Origin of the sequence: Nocardia sp. FDAARGOS_372, assembly GCF_002554515.1 — a bacterium.
GTDB lineage: Bacteria > Actinomycetota > Actinomycetes > Mycobacteriales > Mycobacteriaceae > Nocardia > Nocardia farcinica.
The window spans coordinates 2,726,340-2,748,356 of record NZ_PDDW01000001.1; the positions used below are offsets into that span (position 1 = coordinate 2,726,340).

18 protein-coding genes are annotated in these 22,017 nt (G+C 71.6%); 11 read left to right on the top strand and 7 right to left on the bottom strand.

The window, feature by feature from the left end; translation table 11 throughout:
• Nucleotide 1: 1 nt before the first annotated feature.
• Nucleotides 2-1,735: a DEAD/DEAH box helicase gene (locus CRM89_RS13140; protein ID WP_011210302.1), complete on the bottom strand. Its 1,734-nt coding sequence runs from the start codon at nucleotides 1,733-1,735 to the stop codon at nucleotides 2-4.
• 289 nt (nucleotides 1,736-2,024) lie between these two features.
• On the opposite strand from CRM89_RS13140, the gene CRM89_RS13145 reads away from it, so the two are divergent.
• Nucleotides 2,025-3,014, top strand: coding sequence for a YihY/virulence factor BrkB family protein (locus CRM89_RS13145; RefSeq protein ID WP_371392061.1), 990 nt, complete (start codon nucleotides 2,025-2,027; stop codon nucleotides 3,012-3,014).
• A gap of 10 nt (nucleotides 3,015-3,024) precedes the next feature.
• Here the strand turns inward: CRM89_RS13145 and CRM89_RS13150 are convergent, their stop codons facing one another.
• Entirely contained in the window at nucleotides 3,025-3,261 is a 237-nt protein-coding gene (locus tag CRM89_RS13150) for a DUF3039 domain-containing protein (protein ID WP_039825726.1), read from the bottom strand.
• Nucleotides 3,262-3,343: 82 nt separating this feature from the next.
• On the opposite strand from CRM89_RS13150, the gene CRM89_RS13155 reads away from it, so the two are divergent.
• From CRM89_RS13155 to CRM89_RS13170, 4 genes are all read left to right on the top strand, one after another.
• Nucleotides 3,344-3,757, top strand: a complete 414-nt coding sequence (locus CRM89_RS13155; protein ID WP_011210305.1) for a DUF3099 domain-containing protein — start codon at nucleotides 3,344-3,346, stop codon at nucleotides 3,755-3,757.
• Between the two features lie 95 nt (nucleotides 3,758-3,852).
• Nucleotides 3,853-4,593, top strand: coding sequence for a VOC family protein (locus tag CRM89_RS13160; RefSeq protein WP_098084145.1), 741 nt, complete (start codon nucleotides 3,853-3,855; stop codon nucleotides 4,591-4,593).
• Between the two features lie 50 nt (nucleotides 4,594-4,643).
• A complete protein-coding gene (locus tag CRM89_RS13165) occupies nucleotides 4,644-6,161 on the top strand; it encodes a methyltransferase (RefSeq protein WP_098084147.1) in 1,518 nt (505 codons plus the stop codon).
• Between the two features lie 249 nt (nucleotides 6,162-6,410).
• A complete protein-coding gene (locus CRM89_RS13170; RefSeq protein ID WP_011210308.1) occupies nucleotides 6,411-7,379 on the top strand; it encodes a sigma-70 family RNA polymerase sigma factor in 969 nt (322 codons plus the stop codon).
• A 93-nt stretch (nucleotides 7,380-7,472) separates the two neighbouring features.
• On the opposite strand, the gene CRM89_RS13175 is transcribed toward CRM89_RS13170, so the two are convergent.
• The 3 genes from CRM89_RS13175 to CRM89_RS13185 form a co-directional block, all read right to left on the bottom strand.
• A complete protein-coding gene (locus CRM89_RS13175; protein WP_041561181.1) occupies nucleotides 7,473-7,784 on the bottom strand; it encodes a DUF4333 domain-containing protein in 312 nt (103 codons plus the stop codon).
• A gap of 122 nt (nucleotides 7,785-7,906) precedes the next feature.
• Nucleotides 7,907-10,591 (bottom strand): bifunctional GNAT family N-acetyltransferase/acetate--CoA ligase family protein, encoded by a 2,685-nt coding sequence (locus CRM89_RS13180; protein ID WP_011210310.1) that lies wholly within the window; start codon nucleotides 10,589-10,591, stop codon nucleotides 7,907-7,909.
• A complete protein-coding gene (locus CRM89_RS13185) occupies nucleotides 10,584-11,849 on the bottom strand; it encodes an acetoin utilization protein AcuC (protein WP_011210311.1) in 1,266 nt (421 codons plus the stop codon). Before CRM89_RS13185 ends, CRM89_RS13180 begins: the two co-directional genes overlap by 8 nt.
• Nucleotides 11,850-12,035: 186 nt before the next feature.
• On the opposite strand from CRM89_RS13185, the gene CRM89_RS13190 reads away from it, so the two are divergent.
• Both CRM89_RS13190 and galE read left to right on the top strand, forming a co-directional pair.
• The gene (locus tag CRM89_RS13190) at nucleotides 12,036-12,722 is read left to right on the top strand and encodes a metal-dependent transcriptional regulator (RefSeq protein WP_011210312.1); all 687 of its coding nucleotides are present in this window, start codon (nucleotides 12,036-12,038) and stop codon (nucleotides 12,720-12,722) included.
• A 3-nt stretch (nucleotides 12,723-12,725) separates the two neighbouring features.
• On the top strand, nucleotides 12,726-13,706 hold the full coding sequence (gene galE / locus CRM89_RS13195; protein WP_060589770.1) for a UDP-glucose 4-epimerase GalE: 981 nt from the start codon (nucleotides 12,726-12,728) through the stop codon (nucleotides 13,704-13,706).
• A gap of 7 nt (nucleotides 13,707-13,713) precedes the next feature.
• Here the strand turns inward: galE and CRM89_RS13200 are convergent, their stop codons facing one another.
• The gene (locus CRM89_RS13200) at nucleotides 13,714-15,039 is read right to left on the bottom strand and encodes a DUF4192 domain-containing protein (protein ID WP_098084150.1); all 1,326 of its coding nucleotides are present in this window, start codon (nucleotides 15,037-15,039) and stop codon (nucleotides 13,714-13,716) included.
• A gap of 101 nt (nucleotides 15,040-15,140) precedes the next feature.
• Nucleotides 15,141-15,842: a DUF5642 family protein gene (locus CRM89_RS13205; RefSeq protein ID WP_098086980.1), complete on the bottom strand. Its 702-nt coding sequence runs from the start codon at nucleotides 15,840-15,842 to the stop codon at nucleotides 15,141-15,143.
• A gap of 299 nt (nucleotides 15,843-16,141) precedes the next feature.
• On the opposite strand from CRM89_RS13205, the gene CRM89_RS13210 reads away from it, so the two are divergent.
• The 4 genes from CRM89_RS13210 to speD all read left to right on the top strand — a co-directional run bounded on the left by CRM89_RS13210 (nucleotide 16,142) and on the right by speD (nucleotide 22,008).
• Entirely contained in the window at nucleotides 16,142-17,074 is a 933-nt protein-coding gene (locus CRM89_RS13210) for a PAC2 family protein (protein ID WP_098084152.1), read from the top strand.
• A gap of 17 nt (nucleotides 17,075-17,091) precedes the next feature.
• Entirely contained in the window at nucleotides 17,092-19,590 is a 2,499-nt protein-coding gene (locus tag CRM89_RS13215; RefSeq protein WP_098084155.1) for an RNA helicase, read from the top strand.
• A gap of 85 nt (nucleotides 19,591-19,675) precedes the next feature.
• Nucleotides 19,676-20,791 (top strand): type III PLP-dependent enzyme, encoded by a 1,116-nt coding sequence (locus CRM89_RS13220; RefSeq protein WP_011210318.1) that lies wholly within the window; start codon nucleotides 19,676-19,678, stop codon nucleotides 20,789-20,791.
• 8 nt (nucleotides 20,792-20,799) lie between these two features.
• Nucleotides 20,800-22,008: an adenosylmethionine decarboxylase gene (gene speD, locus CRM89_RS13225; protein ID WP_098084158.1), complete on the top strand. Its 1,209-nt coding sequence runs from the start codon at nucleotides 20,800-20,802 to the stop codon at nucleotides 22,006-22,008.
• The last annotated feature ends 9 nt before the right edge of the window (nucleotides 22,009-22,017 follow it).

Consider the following 22,017-nt stretch of genomic DNA (forward strand, 5'->3'; position numbering starts at 1 on the left):
TTCACTTGCGGCGCAGGGCGGCGATGCGTTCGTGCAATTGCTCGGCGGTCGCCAACGCCGTGGGCGGCCCGCCGCATTCGCGGCGCAACTCGCCGTGGATCACCCCGTGCGGCTTGCCCGTGCGGTGGTGGTGCATGGCGACGAGGCTGTTGAGTTCGCGGCGCAGCTCCCCCAGCCGATCGGCGGTGGCCACGCGCTCGGCCGCGGCCGCGACCTTCGGGCCCGCGGGCTCGGGAGCCTTCGCCGACCGCTCCGCGACCTGGCGGGATTGCCGCTCGCGCAGCAGCGCCCGCATCTGCTCGGCATCGAGCAGGCCGGGGATCCCGAGGTAGTCGGCCTCCTCGTCGCTGCCGGCGAAGGTCGCTGTGCCGAACGAGGATCCGTCGTAGATCACCTGGTCGAGTTCGGCGTCGGCGGCCAGCGCGACGAACTTGCGCTCCTCCTCGCCCGGCTCGTCCTTCTGCTTGGCGGCATCGGTGAGCAGATCGTCGTCCAGGCCGGTCTTCTCGCGGTGCGGCTTGCCGATGACGTGGTCGCGCTGCACCTCGAGCTGGGCCGCCAGATCCAGCAGCACCGGCACCGAGGGCAGGAACACCGAGGCCGTCTCGCCGGGCCTGCGTGCACGCACGAACCGGCCGATCGCCTGCGCGAAGTACAGCGGGGTCGCCGCGCTGGTCGCGTAGACGCCCACCGCGAGCCGCGGCACGTCGACGCCCTCGGACACCATGCGCACCGCGACCATCCACGGCTCGGTGTTCGCGCTGAACTCGGCGATGCGCTTCGAGGAGGTGGGGTCGTCCGACAGCACCAGCGCGGGCTTGCGGCCCGAGATGTGTTCGAGCAGTTCGGCGTAGTCGCGCGCGCGTTCCTGGTCGGTGGCGATCACCAGGCCGCCGGCGTCGGGCATCCCGGACTCGCGCTTCTGGCGCAGCCGGATGTCGGCGGCGCGCAGCACCGCCGAGATCCAGTCACCGGCCGGGTCCAGCGCGGTGCGCCAGGCACGGGCGGTCTGCTCGGGGCTCAGCGGCTCGCCCAGGCGCGCCGAATGCTCCTCGCCCGCGCTGTCGCGCCAGTGCGCGTCACCGGAGTAGGCCAGGAACACCACCGGGCGCACGACGCCGTCGGCGAGCGCCTCGGCGTAGCCGTAGGTGTGATCGGCGCGCGACTTCGGGAAGCCGGATTCGTCGGGTTCGTAGGTGACGAACGGGATCTGGCTGTCGTCGGAGCGGAAGGGCGTACCCGTCAACGCGAGTCTGCGAGTGGCGTCGCCGAATGCCTCGGCGACGGCGTCGCCCCAGCTCTTGGCGTCACCGGCGTGGTGGATCTCGTCCAGGATCACCAGCGTGCGACGGTTCTCGGTGCGCACCCGGTGCCGGGTGGGATGTGCGGCCACCTGGGCGTAGGTGACCACGACGCCGTGGTAATCACCGGAGGTGCCGCCGGTGGAGTTGGAGAAACGGGAGTCGAGCTGGATACCGCTGCGCGCCGCCGAGGCGGCCCACTGGTGCTTGAGATGCTCGGTGGGCGCGACGACGGTGATCTGGTCGACCGTGCGGTCCGCCAGCAACTCCGCGGCGACCCGCAGCGCGAAGGTCGTCTTACCGGCTCCCGGGGTGGCCACCGCCAGGAAGTCGCGCGGCTTGGTGGCCAGGTACTTCGTCAGGGCGCGTCGCTGCCACGCGCGGAGCGATCCGCCCCCGGCAGCCTTCGCCGCATCGCCATCCGAACCGGTCACGGACCAAACAGTAGCGGCACGCGGCGGCGTGTCGCCAAACCGACGCGGCCCTGCGACTCGCGTCACAGGACAGCCGCCGTTCCCATCCCAGCCACCGACACGACAGGCCGGTGGCCCTGTGCGGCGCGGGTGAGTGCGGGATGCTGGAGGCACCATGACCCAGGACAGCCCGCCCGCGAGCGACCCCGCCGCCGACGCCGAGATGCACGGCGGCGGCGCGGGCGCGCCGACGCATCCGCCGGGCGCGCTCGGCCCCCGGCTGCGGCACGCGGGACGGCAGACCCGCCGGGTGGTGGTGCGGGTGGCGAGCAAGGCGTGGGCCGATTCGATCTTCGCCAAGTCGGCGACCGCGGCGTTCTGGCAGACGCTTTCGCTTGCTCCGCTGTTGCTGGGTCTGCTCGGCAGCCTCGGCTATGTGGGCGGCTGGTTCGGACCCGACACCGTCGGGATCGTCGAATCGAAGATCCTCACCTTCAGCCGGGACCTGTTCAGCGAGGCGGTGGTGAGCGAACTCATCCAACCCACCGTCACCGATGTGCTCGGCCGGGGGCGCGGCGCGGTCGTGTCGGTGGGATTCGTGCTCTCGCTGTGGGCCGGATCCTCGGCGATGGCCACCTTCGTCGACGCGATCGTGGAGGCGCACGACCAGCAGGACGCCCGGCATCCGGTGTGGCAGCGGGTGTTCGCGCTGCTGCTGTATGTGCAGTTCCTCGTCGCGGCGGTGTTCATCCTGCCGCTGGTGGCGCTGGGACCGAGCCTGATCGGGCGCATCCTGCCTGGCGCGTGGCGCGAGCCGGGACTGCGGCTGGTCGACTCGTTCTACTACCCGGCGGTCGGCCTGCTGCTCATCGTCGGGCTGACCACCCTGTACAAGGCGGCGCTGCACCGCTCGCTGCCGTGGCACCGGCTCTTCGGCGGCGCCCTCGTGGCCGGGGTGTTCTTCATGGCGGCCAGCGAAGGGCTGCGCCGGTATCTGTCCTGGGTGACCGCGACCGGCGTCAGCTACGGCGCGCTGGCCACCCCGATCGCCTTCCTGCTGTTCACGTTCTTCCTCGGCTTCGCGGTGATCCTCGGCGCCGAGTTCAACGCCACCGTCCAGGAGTTCTGGCCGGCCCGCGCCACCCGCATCGAGCAGATGCGCGAGTGGCTGGCCAACCAGGTGCGCGGCGAGACAGCACCGGAACCGGAGGAGCCCACCGACGACGACGCGGACGCGCGGCCCGCGGGACTACCCGCGCCGGGCGGCGAAGCCACCTCGCCACTGCACAGCGCGGGCTGAGATCGCCGGGTCAGTCGCCCTTGCGCAGGGTCTCGTAGACCTTCTTGCATTCCGGGCAGACCGGCGAGCCGGGCTTCGGCGAGCGGGTCACCGGGAACACCTCGCCACACAGCGCGACCACCATCGTGCCCATCACGGCGCTCTCGGCGATCTTGTCCTTCTTCACGTAGTGGAAGAACTTCGGGGTGTCGTCGCCCGTCGTCTCGTCGGTCGTCGTATCCGGGCGAACCAGGGTGTCGGTACTCACGCCTTCCATGATGCCGCATCACCGCCGCCCCGGCCGACCTCGGTGTATGCGCCCGGCCCCGGAGAGTGCAAGACTCGTGGGTATGCAGCAGCACGGCGACGCCCCCGACGCCGACGCCGGCGGCCGCGGCGATCGCCACGGCCCCGCGGCGCCCACCGCCCGCTCCCGCGGCTTCTTCCCGGGCAGACAGGCCGACCATCCGGTGCTCATCACCGAGGCGGCGCCCTCGCTCGAGGATCAGCATCGAGCCCGGGTGCGGCGCTACACGATCCTCATGGCGTTCCGCATCCCGGCGCTGGTGCTGGCCGCGATCGCCTACAGCGTGTGGGGCAACGCCCTGATCTCGCTGCTGATCATCGGCGCCTCGATCCCGCTGCCGTGGATCGCCGTGCTCATCGCCAACGATCGCCCGCCGCGGACCAAGGACGAGCCGAGCCGCTGGGACCGGCCGCGGCCCGCGATCGAGTCGCGCCCGCACAACGCCATCGACGGCTGAGCACCACCCCGGTCGGCTCGACACCCGCGGGTCCGGTTTCCTACTGTGGCCGGGACCACGGGCGCGCGGCGCGCGCCCTCGGACAGGGAGAGACCATGATTCGCTGGGTCTGGGCGTTCCTGGACCGTCCCGCGGCACGCTTCGACGCCTGCGTGCGGTTCTGGTCCACGATCACCGGCACCACCCCCTCGGCGCGGCGCGGCGAGCACGAGGAATTCCTCACGCTGCTGCCCGATCCCGCCCATTTCGCCGCCGCGGGCATCAAGATGCAGTCGGTGTCCGGTCTGGGCGGCACGCACCTGGACTTCGACGTCGACGACATTTCCGCCGAGGTGCGCCGCGCACTCGGCCTGGGCGCCGAACTCGTCGCGAACCACCCCGACTACGCGGTGCTGCGCTCGCCGCGCGGCCAGACGTTCTGCCTCACCCCCGCCGGGCGCGCCCAGGGCAGGCCCGCCCCGGCCTTCACCGCACCGGACGGCACGCGTTCCCGGTTGGACCAGGTCTGCCTGGACATCGGCGCCGACGACCATCCGCGCGAGACCCGGTTCTGGCGGGAACTGACCGGCTGGGAGTTCAGCCACGGCCGGTTGCCGGAGTTCTCCCGGCTGCGCCCGCCTGCGCCGATGCCGGTGCAGCTGCTGCTGCAGCGCCTCGGCGAGAACCGCGCCACCCGGGCGCACATCGACCTGGCCTCCGCCGACATCGCGGCCACCGCCGCCTGGCACGAAACCCTCGGCGCCACGGTGGTCGAACGCTTCGAGCACTGGATCGTGCTGCTCGACCCGGCCGACGTCGCCTACTGCGTCACCGGGCGCGACCCCGACGGGGTGTGATCGGCGGGCCCGCCCCGGTGGCAGCGCTCCCCGGTGGCAGAGTTACCGCCGTGCACACCGACCGAACCACCACCGGATCCCTGCTCACCGCGCTGTGCCCGGATCTGCGCACCGCGCTGACCCGGGTCGGCTACGACGCCGACACCCTGCTCGAGGTGCTCGGCGCCGACGTGCACGCCGCACTGGGTCGCTCCGAGCCGGTGCCGGTGCGCCGGGCCGCCCGCCGGGCCGGTGACCTCGGCACCGTGATCCGGTTGCTGCTGCTCGGTGACGCGCTGCCCGAACGCGAGGTCGCCGCCGCGCTCGCGCCGGTCGACATCGACCGGGCGGTCGCCGCGGGCCTGCTCGCCCGCGACGGCGACGAGGTGCGCGCCGCGCTCGATCTGCGCCCGCTCGACGTCGGGGCGGGCAATCGCTGGGTGCTGTCCGACCTGGACGACTCGATGCGCCGGCGCACGCTCACCGAGGACCACGTGCTCGGCGTCGGCCACGCCTCGCTGTCGCTGCTGCGCGCCACCCCCACCCGCCGGGTCGGTTCGGTGCTCGACCTCGGCACCGGCTGCGGCGTCCAGGCCGTGCACGCCGCCTCCTACGCCGACCACGTCACCGGCACCGACGTCAACCCGCGCGCGCTGTGGCTGGCCGAGGCGACCGCGGCCCTCAACGAGCTCGACATCGAGCTGGTGGCGGGCTCGTGGTTCGAGCCGGTGGCGGGGCGGCGGTTCGACCAGGTGGTGGCCAATCCGCCGTTCGTGGTGGGTCCGGCGCGCGTCGAACACACCTACCGCGACTCCGGCCTGGCGCTGGACGGGGCGAGCGAACTGGTGGTCGGGCAAGCGCCCGGCCTCCTGAACCCCGGCGGTACCGCGGCGATGCTCGCGGCCTGGGTGCACGTCGACGGGGAGGACTGGCGCGCGCGGGTCTCCTCCTGGCTGCCCGCCGAGGGCGTGGACGCCTGGGTCGTGCAGCGCGACGTCGCCGACCCGGCCCTGTACGTGGGCACCTGGCTGCGCGACGCCGGCCTCGACCCGCGCGACGCCGCCGCGCAGGCCCGCGCCGAGCAGTGGCTGGATGCCTTCGCCGCGGCCGACGTGTCGGGCATCGGCTTCGGATTCGTCTATCTGCGGGCGATCGACGGGCCCACCGAAGTGCTGGCCGAGGATCTGACCCACGGCTTCGACGATCCGCTCGGCGACGAGGCGACCCGGTACTTCGAACGCTCGGCCTGGTTGCGCGACGTCGCCGCCGATCCCACCCGCGCCTGGTCGACCCGGTTCGAGGTGGACCCCAACACCGCGCTGGAACGGGTCTTCCTGCCCGGTGCGGACGGCTGGCGCGAGCACGTGGCCCGCCTGCACCGCGGCGACGGGCCCCGCTGGCAGCACGAGGTGGACGAGGCGACGATCGCGCTGGTCGCGGGAATGCGGCCGGACGGCCTGGCGTTGTACGACCTGATCGAGCTGCTGGCGCTCGGCCGCGGTGCCGAGGTGAGCCCGCAGTTCGCAGCCGATGCGCTCGCCGTGGTGAGCGGACTCGTGCGGCACGGTCTGGTCCGCCCGGTCCGGTAACCGACCCCCTCCGGTTCGGGCGGGACGCACAGCGATCGGCGGCCGTCGCGCATGAGCCGGGACCACTCGGGTATGCGTCGGCGGAGGCATCGGGCAGGGAGCGTTCCCCCGGGTGGGGGTTCTCAGGAACTTCTCAGACGCTGGTGACGAAAGCCGCAGCTCAGCGCGGTTTATCACGGTGTGCACGGGGAACTTTCTCCCTGTCGGGTCCGTTGTTCGGAGTGAGACACCACCGACAGGAGGCAAGTCATGACCAGCCCCGCCACCACTCGAGTGCGCGCCAGCGATTCGGACCTCGACGCCCAGAGCCCTGCCGCCGACCTGGTACGTGTGTACCTGAACGGGATCGGTCGCACCGCGCTGCTGACGGCTGCCGACGAGGTCGAGCTGGCCAAGCGCATCGAGGCGGGCCTCTATGCCCAGCACCTGCTGGAGACGAGCAAACGGCTGTCGGCCGCGAAGAAGAAGGACCTCGCGATGATCGTGCGCGACGGTCAGGCCGCCCGTTCCCACCTGCTCGAAGCCAACCTGCGGCTCGTGGTTTCGCTCGCCAAGCGCTACACCGGGCGCGGCATGCCGCTGCTCGACCTGATCCAGGAAGGCAACCTCGGCCTGATCCGGGCCATGGAGAAGTTCGACTACACCAAGGGCTTCAAGTTCTCGACCTACGCCACCTGGTGGATCCGGCAGGCCATCACCCGCGGCATGGCCGATCAGAGCCGGACGATCCGGCTCCCGGTCCATCTGGTCGAGCAGGTGAACAAGCTCGCTCGCATCAAGCGCGAACTGCACCAGCAGCTGGGCCGTGAGGCCACCGACGAAGAACTGGCCGCCGAATCCGGCATCCCGGTGGAGAAGATCGCCGATCTGCTCGACCACAGCCGCGACCCGGTGAGCCTGGACATGCCGGTCGGCAACGACGAGGAGGCGCCGCTGGGCGACTTCATCGAGGACTCCGAGGCCACCTCGGCCGAGTCCGCGGTGATCGCCGGCCTGCTGCACCATGACGTGCGCAGTGTGCTCGCCACCCTCGACGAGCGCGAGCAGCAGGTCATCCGGTTGCGTTTCGGCCTCGACGACGGCCAGCCGCGCACCCTGGACCAGATCGGCAAGCTGTTCGGCCTGTCCCGGGAGCGGGTCCGCCAGATCGAACGCGAGGTGATGGCGAAGCTGCGCAAGGGTGAGCGGGCCGATCGCCTACGGGCCTACGCCAGCTGATCCTTACTCTCCCCCACGACCAGGCGCCGGACGTGTGCGCACACGTCCGGCGTTCTATCGTCTCGGGCCACGTCTCGGTCTCGGGGCCACGTCTCAGGCGGGATCGACCTGGACGTCGTAGTTGACGGTCTCGTCCTGCACCGAGGTGACCGTGACGGTGAGGCCCAGGGTGTCGCCGCCCGCGGTGAGCGTGCAGCGCATGGTGTTGCCGACCTCGCCCTCGAGATCGCCCGGGCAGTCGATGGTGTCCGGTTCCTGGCCCACCTGCTGGGTGAGGGTTTCCTTGACCGAGCGCTCCAGGTCGGCTTCGGCGACGGAGGGGGTGTCGTTCCCGATCTGAACCGCGCAGCCCGCCGCCGAGAGGCAGGCGAAGGCGATCAGTCCGGCGACGCGGCTGGCTTTCATGGGGCACGACCTTCCTTTCGGGCGTCTCCCGGTGCGGGGACGCGTTCACAGACCTACCCCAGATCGAGGCCCGCGCGGGCGCTGTTGACGCACGTCGTTGCCGCGTCGAGTCCCGCTCGTGATCAAGCCAGTCGCCGCGGACCGGTGTCGAAGCGGCTCGGCTCGGGACCGATCCGGCCCCGCGCGTACAGGATCTCGGCCGACGTCGGCGAGGCGAGCACGGGATCGAAGGCCAGTTCGCGCATCTCCGGCAGGTCGTCGAAGAGCGCCGAGATCCGCTGGGCCAGCTCGACCAGGGCCGCCTTGTCCACCTGCGGGCTGGCCGGCGTGCCCGACAGCAGCGGCGCCGCACGGGGCGCATCGATCAGGGCCACCGCCTCCGACTCGGTCAGCGGCAGCGCCCGGTAGGCGCGGTCGCCGAGCAGCTCGATGATCAGCCCGGACAACCCGAACTCGATCACCGATCCGAACGAGGGATCGTCCTGTACCCGCAGGATGCAGCCCACCCCCTTGGTCGCCATCCGCTGGATGTGCAGCACCGGATCACCGCACATCGCCACCAGGTCGGTGTAGGCCTGCCGTACCGCCTCCGGCCGCCACAGATCCAGGCGCACACCGCTGAGGTCCGGCCTGCGCCGCCACGTCTCCCCGGTCGCCTTGGCCGCCACCGGGTAACCCAGCGCCTCGGCCGCCGCCACCGCCTCGTCGGCGTTGCGCACCTCCTGGAACTCGACCACCCGGATGCCGTAGCAGGCCAGCAGGTCGACCACCTCGAGGTCGCTGAGCCAGCGCCCGCCCGATTCGGCCATCCAGCCCGCGACCAGCGCGGCGGCCCGCTCGGCGTCGATGCCCTCGGGTCGCACGACCGACGTCGCCGGGGTGTCCCGCCAGCGCGCGTAGCGATGCACCCGGGCCAGCGCCCGTGCGGCCCGCTCCGGATCGGGATAGGACGGGATGGAGCCGCGCACGGCCATCCCGTTACGGCCACGCACCGCCAGCAGATTCGGTATCCCCTGTTCGGCGATGAAGGTGGTCAGGATCGGCTTCTCCGCCTCCGGCACCGCCGCCGCGGCGGAGCGGATGGCGTCGGCGAAGCCGGCCATCGGCACCGGCACCGGTGGCGCGAACACGATGATCAGGGCGTCCACCTCGTCGCTGCGCAACGCCTCGACCACCGCGTCGAGGTAGGCGCCCGGTGTCGCCTGCGGGCCGAGGTTCACCGGCTCGGCGGCGACCATCCCCTCCCCGCGCGCGGCGTCGACGGCCAGCCAGCTCAGCGCGGTGCTGTTGCTCACCACGGCCAGGCGCGGTCCGCGCGGCAGCGGCTGATAGCCGAGCAGCGCCGCGCAGTCGAACAGCTCCGAGATCGAGTCCACCTGCACGATGCCCGCCTGGGCGAACAGGTCCCGCACGATCGAGCGGTCCATGTCGGCGCCGGGCCGGGTGCGCACCGAACGGCCACTGCTCACCGCGACGATCGGCTTGGTGCGCGCCACGCGCCGGGCGATCCGGGAGAACTTGCGCGGATTGCCGAAACTCTCCAGGTACAGCAGCACCAGGTCGGTGGCCGCGTCCGTGTCCCAGTACTGCAGCAGATCGTTACCGGAGACGTCGGCGCGGTTGCCCGCCGAGACGAAGGTGGACAGCCCGAGGTTGCGCGCGGCGGCCTCGCCCAGGATCGCCGCACCCAGCGGCCCGGACTGGCAGAAGAAGCCGATCCGGCCGCGCGGGGGCAGCACGGGGGCCAACGTCGCGTTCATCGCCACCTCGGGATCGGTGTTGGCGATGCCGAGCGCGCTCGGCCCCACCACCCGCATGCCGTGCCCGCGCGCGGCGGCCACCAGTTCGCGTTCGGCGGCCATGCCCTCCGGACCCGTCTCGCCGAAGCCCGCCGTCAGCACCACCAAGCCCTTGACGCCCTTGGCCATACAGTCGTCGAGCACCGAATCGATGGCCGCCGCGGGCACCGCGACCACCGCGAGATCGACCTCGTCGGGGATCTCGCGCACGGTGGCGTAGGCGCGCACGCCGCGCACGAACCGCCGATTCGGGTTGACCGGGAACACCGGCCCCTGGAACACCCCGGACAGCAGGTTCGCCAATACCGCGCCGCCGACGCGCCCGGTGCCCGGCGTGGCCCCGATCACCGCGATGCTGCGCGGCGCGAGCAGGTTGCCCACGCTGCGGGCCTCGGAGGCACGCTCCCGTGAATCACGCACCGTGACAAGGGCTTCGGTGGGGTCGATGGCGAATTCCAGGTGGAGCACGGTGCCGTCGCGGCTGCGCTCGACCTGGTAGCCCGCGTCCCGGAACACCGTGACCATCGCGGTGTTCTCGGCCAGTACCTCGGCGACGAAGGTCTGGATCTTGTTCTCCGCGGCCGCGCCCGCCAGATGCTCGAGCAGGATCGAACCGAGTCCGCGGCCCTGGTGCTCGTCGGCGACGACGAAGGCGACCTCGGCCGCGCGCGGCCCGGTGCGGTCGAGCAGTTCGTAGCGGCCCACCGCGATGATGGCGTCGCCGAGCTCGACCACGAGCCCCACCCGGTCCTGGTAGTCGACGTGGGTGGTGCGGTACAGGTCCTTCGGCGAGATTCGCGGGTAGGGACCGAAATAGCGCAGGTAGCGGGTGCGGTCGGAGAGCGCGGCGTGGAAGGTCTGCAACGGCTCGGCGTCGTCGGGGGTGATCGGGCGCAGCCGCACCACTCCCCCGTCGGCGGCGAGCACGTCGGCGAACCAGTGCTGCGGCGGAGGCGGCGGAACGGCCGGGGTGGCGGGGCTGTCGGGCAGCAGGGGTTGGTCAGTCACGAGGATCCTCCGGATCGAGACCCAGTAGTCCGAAACTCGCACGGCGGGTGGCCAGTACGGCGGTGTCGACGGCCCGTTGCGCGCGGTCCACGCGCGGATCGCCGGTCTCGACGGTGCCGCCCGGGCCGTCCCACGGCCGGAACGCCACGTCGCCACCGTCACCCATGGTGGTGGGCGGATCGACCGCGGGGGCGGCGGCGCGCACCAGGTCGCACCAGTCGGCGGGCACCGGGGTGGCCGGGTCGACGGTGCGGTCCAGCGCCGTGGCCAGCAGATGCGTCCACGCCCGCGGGACCACCCGGACGAGCCCGTATCCGCCACCGCCCACGGCGAGCCAACGCCCCTCGGCGTAGCGGTCGGCCAGCTCGCGCATGGCCAGGTAGGACGCGCGCTGACCGTCGACGGTGAGCGCGAGGTCGGCCAACGGATCCTCGCGATGGGTGTCGGCGCCGCACTGGCTGACGACGATCTGCGGCCGGAAGGCCGCGACCGCGCCCGGGACGACGGCGTGGAAGCCGCGCAGCCACTGGGCGTCCCGCGTGCCGGGCAGCACCCCGAGGTTGATCGCCGTGCCCTCGCCCGCGCCGAGGCCGGTCTCGTCGGGCCAGCCGGTGTTGGGCCACAATGTCGCCGGGTGCTGATGGATGGAGATGGTCAGCACCCGCGGGTCGGTGTAGAAGGCGCGTTGCACGCCGTCGCCGTGGTGCACGTCGACGTCGATGTAGGCGATCCGGTCGAAGCCGTGGTCCAGCAGCCACGAGATGGCGACCGCCGCGTCGTTGTAGATGCAGAAGCCCGCGGCCGAGGACGGCATGGCGTGGTGCATGCCGCCGCCGATGCTCACCGCCCGGCGGGTGCGGCCCTCGGCGATCTCGCGGGCGGCGGCCAGTGTGCCGCCGACGATCACCGACGCGGCCTGGTGCATGCGGGGGAACACCGGGTTGTCGGCCGAGCCGAGCCCATAGGGCGGTGCGGCGGGTTGCCCGGGCGGCTGCACCGCGTGTTCGACCGCCTCGATGTAGTCGGCGGTGTGGATCCGCAGCAGTTCGGCGCGATCGCAGGCGGCGGGCTCGAGTGTCTCCACGCCGTCGAGCACTCCGAGGCTCTCGGCCAGCGCCATCGTGAACTTCAGCCGGGCCGGTTTCATCGGATGCTCGGGCGTCCAGGTGTAGTCCAGGAACCGCTCGGACCAGACGACGGTGCCCGGGCGTCCGGGCGGTGCCGGGTCGCGCGGCGTCGCCGAGGGTGCAGTGGCCATGATCGCAACGGTACGCGGGAAGGGACGGCCCCCGTCCACCGTTGTCATGCAGTAGAAATAAGACACGAGCGCAACCGGTCGCGGGCCGCGCGCCGACAGGGTTCCCGTTGCGGGGTGATCGATCGATCCGGCAACCGGGTGTACCGCCGTGCCTGGGTAGAATTCGTGCCGACGAAGGGGTAACAGGTGAAGGATCTGGTCGACACCACGGAGATGTATCTCCGCACCATCTACGACCTCGAGGAGGAGGGCGTGGTGCCCCTGCGCGCACGCATCGCCGAGCGCCTCGAGCAGAGCGGGCCCACCGTCAGCCAGACCGTCGCCCGGATGGAGCGCGACGGCCTGCTGCTCGTCGCCGGTGATCGCCACCTGGAGCTGACCGAGAAGGGCCGCAGCATGGCTGTCGCGGTCATGCGCAAGCACCGGCTCGCCGAGCGGCTGCTGGTCGACATCATCGGCCTGGACTGGCAGAACGTGCACGCCGAGGCGTGTCGCTGGGAACACGTGATGAGCGAGGACGTCGAACGTCGCCTCGTCGAGGTCCTCAACCACCCCACCACCTCCCCCTACGGCAACCCCATCCCCGGCCTCGACGAGCTCGGCATCGCCGCGCCGCCCTCGGACGAGGAGCAGCTGGTCCGGCTGTCGGATCTGCCCCAGGGCCAGGGTCAGGCGGTGGTGATCCGCAGGCTGGCCGAGCACATCCAGAACGACCCGGAGGTGATCGGGCGGCTGCGCGAGGCGGGCGTGGTGCCCGACGCGCGGGTGACCGTGGAGTGCAAACCCGGTGCGGTGGTGATCACCGTGCCCGGCCACGAGGGCTTCGAACTGCCCGACGAGATGGCGCACGCCGTCCAGGTGAAGCCGGTCTGATCCGTGAAACTTCTTGTGACGGGCGGCGCGGGCTACGTCGGCGGGGTCTGTGCCCTGGTACTGCTGGAACAGGGCCACGAGGTCGTGGTGGTCGACGACCTCACGACCGGTAACGCCGACGGCGTGCCCGCGGGGGCCCGATTCGTCGAGGGCGATGTCGCCGAGGTCGCGCCCGCCCTGCTGCGCGCCGAGACCTTCGACGGTGTCCTGCATTTCGCCGCGCAGTCGCTGGTCGGCGAATCGGTGGAGCGGCCGGAGAAGTACTGGCACGGCAATGTCGTCAAGACCCTCGAGCTGCTCGAGGCCATGCGGCACACCGGCACCGGACGGCTGGTGTTCTCCTCGACCGCCGCGGTGTACGGCGAGCCGGAGCAGGTGCCGATCACCGAGGACGCGCCGACGCGGCCCACCAACCCCTACGGGGCCAGCAAACTCGCCATCGATCACGCGATCACCTCGTACGCGATCGCGCACGGGTTGGCGGCGACCAGCCTGCGGTACTTCAATGTGGCGGGCGCCTACGGCGGCCTCGGCGAGAACCGGGTGGTGGAAACGCATCTCATCCCCCTGGTGTTGCAGGTGGCGCTGGGCCACCGTGAGTCCATCTCGGTCTACGGCACCGACTGGCCCACCCCGGACGGCACCGCGATCCGTGACTACATCCACATCCGCGATCTCGCCGACGCGCACCTGTTGGCCCTGACGTCCGCCGAGCCGGGCTCGCACCGGATCTACAACCTCGGCAGCGGCACCGGATTCTCGGTGCGCGAGGTCATCTCGGCCTGTGAGCGGGTCACGGGGCTGCCGATCGCCGCGCAGGACGCGCCGCGCCGGGCCGGTGATCCCGCGGTGCTGATCGCCTCGAGCGAACGCGCCGTCGCCGAGCTCGGCTGGCGCCCGCAACACACCGCGCTGGACGAGATCGTCGCCGACGCCTGGGAGTTCCTGCGCTCGCTCGGCTCGCGCGCGCACAGCGCCCGCTGACCGCACCTCACACCGCCATCGGACCGAGATCGACCCCGAGACACGCGGCGGTGTCGTATCCGGCGCGGGCCAGCTTCCGGATCCGGCCGGGCCGCATGCCCGCCCGCAACGCGGCGTCGAGCAAGGTGGCCATCCCGTGCGACGGTTCGGCCATGAGCGCCGCTTCCAGCGCCACGCCGGCGAGTGGCCCGTCGCCGCGCACGTACGCGCAGTAGGCCAGCAGGGCCGCCGCGTCCGCGCGATCGGCACCGGTACCGGCGCGCACAAGCAGCACCCAGAGTTGCTCGGCGGCGATGGCGTGATCGCCCACCGCCAGTCCGAACGCGGCGTCCCGCACGCTGCGTTCGCGCAGGGCGGTGGCGACCGCGGCCAGCTCGTGCGCCGTCGGCGACGCCCCGGAGGCCATCGACGCGATCTGCCACAGCACGAATTCCAGCGCCCGCCTGCGGTATCGGCGCACATCACCGTCGCGCGGCGCCCGCGCGAACTCCGGTCCGGAGCCGGCGGCGATCGCGGCCAGCCGCTGGGCCACCTGCTCGCGTAGCTCGGGGTCGGGGGCGATGGAGGCGACGAGCTGCTCGCGCGAGCGCAGGATCGTGCCGCCGTCGAGCACGTGCGCCAGCGACGCCGCGGAGGCGGTCGGGTCGGGCACCCGGCCACGGCGCCGGATCCCGCGCAGGCTCCACCACGGCTGTCCCGTGGCCACGACCGTGGTGGCCCAGGCCCCGCCGACCGGGACACCGTGCCCGCCGAGCCGCTCGGCCAGCGCGGCCGCGAAGGTGGTGGGCGAGAAGCCCGCGCCGGGCACACCGCCGGGTGGGTCGAGCCGGTCGTCGACGAGCACCAGCAGGGCGGTGCGGGCGTCGTCGGCTCCGGCGATCCGCGCCACACAGGCGGCATAGTCCGGCACCAGGCCCATCGCGGCCCGCGGGTCGAGGTCGAGACGGACGGCAGCACCCACCCGGGCCGTCTCGACGCCGTTCGGGTCGGGTCCGAGCAGGATCACCACCAGCGACCGATCCGGATAGAACCTCAGGAGCGCGGGCAGCGCCGCGATCAGCGCTCCCGGGTCCCCGATGCGCACCCGATAGCGCCCTCCGGCGCCGGGATAGGCGGGCGGCGCCTCGGCGCACTCGGCCGGGGCCTGGACGGTGACCGGCGGCGGTGCGATCGGTCGACGCCGCCGCGGCCGGAGCTCCGGCCGGGGGCAGCGCCCGGCCGCGTCGCCGCCGGGTGCGGGGCCGGCTACGGGGCCGGACGCCGCCGCCTCCCCGGTGCCGTCGTCGGGTGGGGCGGGGGCAGCGTCGCGGGGAGAGTTCGCCGAAGTGGTCATGCCCCGAGCCTGTCCGAGGCCGGCGGCCACTCCGCGGCGGCGACCTGGGCTCTCGGCCGCCCTGTGGACAACGGCCGCCCTGGGGATGGCCGGGTGCCGGGTTACGCCTTCCGCACCTTCAGCACCGCGGTGGTGAACAGCTCGTCCAGCGCGGCGGTGTCGGCGGGCCCGTCGCCGAAGGTCATGTAGGTCACCAGGATTCGCACGTCACCGATCTGCGCGGCGAGGGTACGCATCGTCTGGGTCAGCCCCACCCCGCCCACATCCGGCGCCACCGTGCGCCGCAGCGCCACCGTGTCGTCGGCGTCGACGGGCGGCGCGGGATCGAGGGTGGTCCGCACCGTGGTGGTCGGCCCGGCCCCGGTCACCCGGATCTCCCCACAGCGCCGCAGCTGTTCGCCCAGAGCGGACAGCGGGATCCGCGTGCGGACGAGTTCGACGGTGAGCGTGGCGCGCGCGGCGTCGTCGGTGCCGACCGCGACGGCGGTGTGGTCGGGTCCGTACTGCTGTTCGGGCGGGGTGCAGTCCTTCGGCTGCACCGTGGCGCCGCGGGCCACCCCGTCCAGATCGCCCGCCGCCTGGGCCGCCGCTTCGGCGGGCAGCACCACCGCCGGATAGCGCGGCGGGAACTGCCCCGGGTCGGGCAGCAGGGTGGCCAGCTGGGCATCGACGTGCCTGGTCACCGCGGTCTGCTGCACCGCGACCGGCTGTCCGGTGACGGTGCCGCCGCAGGCGGCGAGCATCGCCGCGCAGCCGGTGAGCAGCAGGCCGCGCCGCACCCGCGAGTGTCTCGGCTCGACCATGATCACACCGCCCACTGTGCCGTACCGGCCTGTCGTGCCCGCGGTGCCACGCCGACCGGCGCCGAGCGCGGGATTGCGCGCGGGCGCCGGTTTCCGGTATTTACGCGTACCGACGCACCGCCGGGAATGTCCACTCCCGCGGTGACGTTGGCTCGTCGTATGGGTCGGTGTCCCCATCGTGTGCGGTGCCCGGCGCCGTCATGAGGGACAATGGACATCGGTTCGCCACCGCGGCGCCCGGATGAGGCCGGACGGCCCGGGTATCCCGAGGTGGTGGAACGCGCAGGAAGGAGTACGCGATGGACTACGAGTCGCGAATGTACGAACTGGAGTTCCCCGCTCCGCAGCTGTCGTCCGCCGACGGCTCGGGCCCGGTCCTGGTGCACGGACTGGAGGGCTTCACCGACGCCGGGCACGCCGTGCGCCTGGCGACCACGCACCTGCGCGAGAGCCTGGAGAGCGAACTTGTCGCCTCGTTCGATGTCGACGAGCTGCTGGACTACCGTTCGCGCCGTCCGCTGATGACGTTCAAGACCGATCACTTCTCCGACTATGCCGAACCGGAGCTGAACCTGTGGGCGCTGCGCGACACCGCGGGCACGCCGTTCCTGCTCCTGGCCGGTCTGGAACCGGATCTGCGGTGGGAGAAGTTCACCACGGCGGTGCGGCTGCTCGCCGAGCAGCTGGGGGTGCGCCGCAGCATCGGGCTCAGCGCGATTCCGATGGCGATTCCGCACACGCGCCCGCTGGGCATCACCGCGCATTCCTCCGACCGCAGCCTGATCGCCGATCATCAGCGCTGGCCGGGTGAGTTGCAGGTGCCCGGCAGCGCGTCGTCACTGCTCGAGTACCGGATTGCCCAGCACGGGCACGAGTCGCTCGGCTTCTCGGTGCACGTGCCGCACTACCTGGCCCAGACCGCCTACCCGGAGGCCGCGCAGACCCTGCTCGAGCACGTCGCCGACAACGCCGGTCTGGAACTGCCGCTGGCCGCGCTGGGCGAGGCCGCCGCGCGGGTGCGCGAACAGGTCAACGAGCACATCGCCGGCAATCCCGAGGTGGAGACGGTGGTGCACGCGCTGGAGCGCCAATACGACAGCTTCGTCACCGCCCAGGAACGCCAGTCCAGTCTGCTCGCCGCCGACGGCGATCTGCCCAGCGGTGAGGAACTGGGCGCGGAGTTCGAGCGGTTCCTGGCCGAGCAGGGCGGTTACGACGGCGACAAGGACTGATCCGTAAGCTGGTCGGAGTGGATCTGACCGAGCTGCTCGACATTCCCGGTACCGACGCCGACGCGCTCTACGAGTCGTTCGGCATGTGGGCCGCCGAGCAGGGCACGCCGCTGTACCCGGCGCAGGACGAGGCGCTGCTGGAACTGGCCTCGGGATCCAACGTCATCCTCGCGACACCGACCGGCTCGGGGAAGTCCCTGGTCGCGGTCGGCGCGCACCTGTTGGCCCTCACCCGGGGGCAGCGCACGTACTACACCGCGCCCATCAAGGCGCTGGTGAGTGAGAAGTTCTTCGCGCTGTGCGAACTGTTCGGCGCCGACAAGGTGGGCATGGTCACCGGCGACGCCGCGGTCAACGCCGACGCGCCGATCATCTGCGCCACCGCGGAGATCCTGGCCAATCTGGCGCTGCGCCAGGGCGCCGAGGCCGACGTCGGCCAGGTGGTGATGGACGAGTTCCATTTCTACGCCGACCCGGACCGTGGCTGGGCCTGGCAGGTGCCGCTGCTGGAACTACCGCGCGCGCAGTTCCTGCTGATGTCGGCCACGCTCGGCGACGTCGGCTTCTTCGCCGAGGATCTGCGCCGCCGCACCGGGCGCGCCACCGAGGTGGTGGCCGGGGCGGAGCGGCCGGTGCCGCTGCACTTCTCCTATGTGCGCACGCCGATCACCGAGACGCTCGAGGAACTGGTCACCACTCATCAGGCGCCGGTGTATGTCGTGCACTTCACCCAGGCCGCCGCGCTGGAGCGGGCCCAGGCTCTGACCAGCGTCAACTTCGCCTCCCGTGCGGAGAAGGACGCGATCGCCGCGGCGCTCGGCGACTTCCGGTTCGCGCCGGGGTTCGGCAAGACCCTCTCGCGGCTGATCCGGCACGGCATCGGGGTGCACCACGCGGGCATGCTGCCCAAGTACCGCAGGCTGGTGGAGAAGCTGGCCCAGGACGGCCTGCTGAAGGTGGTGTGCGGCACCGACACGCTCGGCGTCGGTATCAACGTGCCGATCCGGACCGTGCTGCTCACCGGCCTGACCAAGTTCGACGGCGTGCGCACCCGCCGCCTCAACGCCCGCGAGTTCCATCAGATCGCCGGACGGGCGGGCCGCGCGGGCTACGACACCGTCGGCACCGTGGTGGTGCAGGCGCCCGAGCACGAGGTGGAGAACGCGCGCCTGCTCGCCAAGGCGGGTGACGACCCGAAGAAACAGCGCAAGGTACAGCGGCGCAAGCCGCCGGAAGGGTTCGTGTCCTGGAGCGAGGAGACCTTCCAGCGCCTGGTGGCGGCCAAGCCGGAACCGATGGTCTCGCGGTTCAAGGTCACCAACGCGATGCTGCTCAACGTGATCGCCCGCCCCGGCAACTGCTTCCAGGCGATGCGTCACCTGCTCGAGGACAACCACGAGCCGCGTCCCGCCCAGCGCAAGCACATCCTGCGCGCCGTGCGGCTGTACCGGGCGCTGCGCGACGCGGGCGTCGTGCAGCAACTCGACGAACCCGACGCCCAGGGCCGGCACGCCCGGCTGACGGTGGACCTGCAGCGCGACTTCGCCCTGGACCAACCGCTGTCGCCGTTCGCGTTGGCGGCGCTGGACCTGCTCGACGCGGACTCGCCGAGCTACACCCTGGATGTGATCTCGCTCATCGAGTCGACCCTGGAGGATCCGCGCCAGCTGCTCATGGCCCAGCAGCACAAGGCCCGCGGCGAGGCGGTCGCGCAGATGAAGGCCGAGGGCATCGAGTACGACGAGCGCATGGAACTGCTCGAGGAGGTGAGCTGGCCCAAGCCGCTGGCCGAGCTGATCGAGCCCGCCTACGAGACCTACCGCGCCGGGCATCCGTGGGTCTCGGAGTTCGCGCCCTCCCCCAAGTCGGTCGTGCGCGACATGATCGAGCGGGCGATGACCTTCCCGGAGCTGATCTCCTACTACGAGCTGGCCCGCTCGGAGGGCGTGGTGCTGCGCTACCTGGCCGACGCCTACCGCGCGCTGCGCCGCACCGTGCCCGACTCGGCCCGCACCGAGGAACTCGACGACGTCACCGAGTGGCTGGGCGAGCTTGTCCGCCAAGTGGATTCGAGCCTGCTCGACGAGTGGGAGCAGCTCACCAACCCGGGGGCGGAGATCGACGCCGAGCAGGTGGCCTTCGGTGCGGAGACGATCCGTCCCGTCACCGCCAACGAACGCGCCTTCAAGGTGATGGTGCGCAACGCCATGTTCCGCAGGGTGGAGTTGGCCGCGCGCCGGCGCTGGGACGAACTGGCCGAGCTGGGGCCGGGCCCGGACTGGGCGACCGCCTTGGCGCCCTACTTCGCCGAGTACGACAGCATCGGCACCGACCAGAACGCGCGCGGCCCGCAGCTGTTCCAGGTGGAGCAGCGGCCGGGCTTCTGGGATGTGCGGCAGGTGCTCGACGACCCGGCGGGCGACCACGGCTGGGCGGTGCGCGCGGTGGTGGATCTCGAGGCGTCGGACGCGGCAGGTGAGGTCGTGTTCGACGAGGTCACGGTGTCGGAAGGGTGAACGGCGCGGGGCCGCCGCCGCGGATTCGTTTCCCGGTCGGGCCCGCTGATACTCTCTCCGCTGCCGCCCACGCGAAAGATCAACTATGCCCGAATCTCCGTACCTTGTCATCCACCCGGAGCGAGTTCGCGACAATTATCGTGCGCTCGCCGCCGCCGTCTCCGGTCGTGGGCTCCGCGGTACCCGCATCCGGTACGCCGTCAAGGCCAGCCCGGTGCCCGAGCTGATCCGGCTGCTCGACACCGAGGGCGCCGAGTTCGACGTGGCGAGCATCGGTGAGATCGACCTGTGCCGCGCCCAGGGTGTGGCACCGCACAAGCTCTGCTACGGCAACACCGTCAAGAAGGCCGCCGACATCGCCCGCGCCCACGCCGTCGGCGTGCGCCGGTTCGCCTTCGACACCGAGGACGACCTGCTGCGCATCGCCGAACACGCGCCGGGCGCGCAGGTGGAGTGCCGCTTCCTGGCCTCGGCGCCGCAGTCGCGCACCCCGTTCGGCACCAAGTTCGGCTGCGCGCCCCAGGAGGCGGCGCGGCTGCTGGTGCGGGCCCGCGATCTGGGCCTGGAGGTGGCCGGACCGTACTTCCACGTCGGCTCACAACAACTGGACCCCGACGCCTGGCGGATCGGCATCGAGCAGGCCGGTCACATCGCGAACGCCTTGTCCGACAAAGAGATTCCTGTCACGTCGGTGAACATCGGCGGCGGGCTGCCGATCGCCTACGCCGACGCCGCGCCCGCGCTCGACCGGATCGCCGCCGTCATCGAGGAGGCCGCCGCCCGCCACCTGCCGCCCACGGCCACGCTGGTGGTCGAGCCGGGCCGCGCGCTGGTCGGCAACGCGGGAACCATTCACGCCGAGGTCGTCGCCGTGCGCATCGCGCCGGACGGACGGCGCTGGGTGTATCTCGACATCGGCCGTTACAACGGCATGGCCGAGACCGAGAACGAGTACATCGCCTACCGCTTCGTCACCGAACGCGACGGAGACCCCGTCGACGAGGCGGTGGTCGCCGGTCCTACCTGCGACGGCGACGATGTACTGTATCAACGCACGCGGGTCCTTCTGCCGACCACGTTGCGAGCCGGTGATCGCGTCCAGATCCTCGACACCGGCGCCTATACCGCGAGCTATTCGTCGGTGTCCTTCAATGGTTTTCCGCCCCTGACCGTTCATGTCTCGGGCGCTGAGCGAGAGTGAGTTTGCCTATGACGGCGGAATTCACCGGTTGGCATGTGCTGGCCGAGTTCGGTGGTGTCGACGCAGCTCTCTGCGACGATCTCGAACGACTCGAATCGGCGTTGCGTGAGTCTCTGATCGCGGCGGGCGTCACCATCTGCGATGTCGTACACAAGAAGTTCGAACCGCAGGGGGTGACCGTCCTCGCGCTGTTGTCGGAGTCCCACGCCTCGATTCACACTTATCCGGAGTCCGGCGACATCTTCGTCGACGTGTTCACCTGCGGCAGCATCGGCGCCGGTGCCACCAAAGCGGTCGAACTCCTGCGGGATGCCTTGGCGCCCGCCAACGTTCGCATGCAGGTCATCCAGCGCGGGCACGGCGCGCAGCGGATCGAGGAGCCGGTGGGCGCGGGCCTGACCAGGATCTGGGATCTGCAGGACGTGATCGTCGACACCCACACCCCCTTCCAGCACATGGTCATCGCGCGCACCGAGCAGGGCATCAGCCTGTTCTCCGACGACGATCGCCAGTCCACCGAGTTCTCCCAGCTCACCTACCACGAGGCGATGATGGTGCCCGCCTTCGTGCTGGCCGAGAAGCTCGACACCGTGCTCATCATCGGGTCGGGCGAGGGGGTGGCCAGTCAGATGTCGGTCGCGGCGGGGGCGACCCACGTCGATCACGTCGACATCGACCAGCTCGAGGTGGAGCTGTGCGCGCAGCACCTGCCCTACGGCTACACCAGCGAGGAGCTGGCGGCGGCGGTGCGCGGCGAGGGCCCGATCACCGTGCACTACGCCGACGGCTGGGACTTCCTGGAGCAGGCGCAGCAGGCGGGCACCCGCTACGACGTCATCGTCATCGACCTGCCCGACGAGCGGGTCGAGGACGCCCAGCACAACCGGCTCTACGAGGCGGAGTTCCTGTCCCGATGTCGGGCGCTGCTCGCCCCCGGCGGCGTGCTCAGCGCGCAGGCCGGGTGCGCGACGATGTGGCGCAACGAGACCCTCAAGCGGTCCTGGCAGCGCTTCCACGAGCAGTTCGGCACGGTCGTGCACTACGGCAGCGACGAGCACGAGTGGTCGTTCCTGTTCGGCCTGGTCGACGAGATCGCCGACCCGGTGCCCGGCATGGTCGACCGGTTGGCCACCCTGCCCTACCGGCCGGAGACGATCGACGGCCGCGCCCTGGTGCGCGGCGCGATCGAACCGCACGCGCTGCGCACGAGCCGCTAGCGCCGCCCC

Excerpts from the sequence above, each read along its gene's own strand:
- CRM89_RS13155 (WP_011210305.1), top strand. The coding sequence starts at position 3,344 with ATGCAGCAGCACGGCGACGCCCCCGACGCCGACGCCGGCGGCCGCGGC.
- CRM89_RS13170 (WP_011210308.1), top strand. The coding sequence starts at position 6,411 with ATGACCAGCCCCGCCACCACTCGAGTGCGCGCCAGCGATTCGGACCTC.
- CRM89_RS13220 (WP_011210318.1), top strand. The coding sequence starts at position 19,676 with ATGCCCGAATCTCCGTACCTTGTCATCCACCCGGAGCGAGTTCGCGAC.
- CRM89_RS13200 (WP_098084150.1), bottom strand. The coding sequence starts at position 15,039 with ATGACCACTTCGGCGAACTCTCCCCGCGACGCTGCCCCCGCCCCACCC.
- CRM89_RS13210 (WP_098084152.1), top strand. The coding sequence starts at position 16,142 with ATGGACTACGAGTCGCGAATGTACGAACTGGAGTTCCCCGCTCCGCAG.
- CRM89_RS13175 (WP_041561181.1), bottom strand. The coding sequence starts at position 7,784 with ATGAAAGCCAGCCGCGTCGCCGGACTGATCGCCTTCGCCTGCCTCTCG.
- CRM89_RS13185 (WP_011210311.1), bottom strand. The coding sequence starts at position 11,849 with ATGGCCACTGCACCCTCGGCGACGCCGCGCGACCCGGCACCGCCCGGA.
- speD (WP_098084158.1), top strand. The coding sequence starts at position 20,800 with ATGACGGCGGAATTCACCGGTTGGCATGTGCTGGCCGAGTTCGGTGGT.
- CRM89_RS13160 (WP_098084145.1), top strand. The coding sequence starts at position 3,853 with ATGATTCGCTGGGTCTGGGCGTTCCTGGACCGTCCCGCGGCACGCTTC.
- CRM89_RS13205 (WP_098086980.1), bottom strand. The coding sequence starts at position 15,842 with ATGGTCGAGCCGAGACACTCGCGGGTGCGGCGCGGCCTGCTGCTCACC.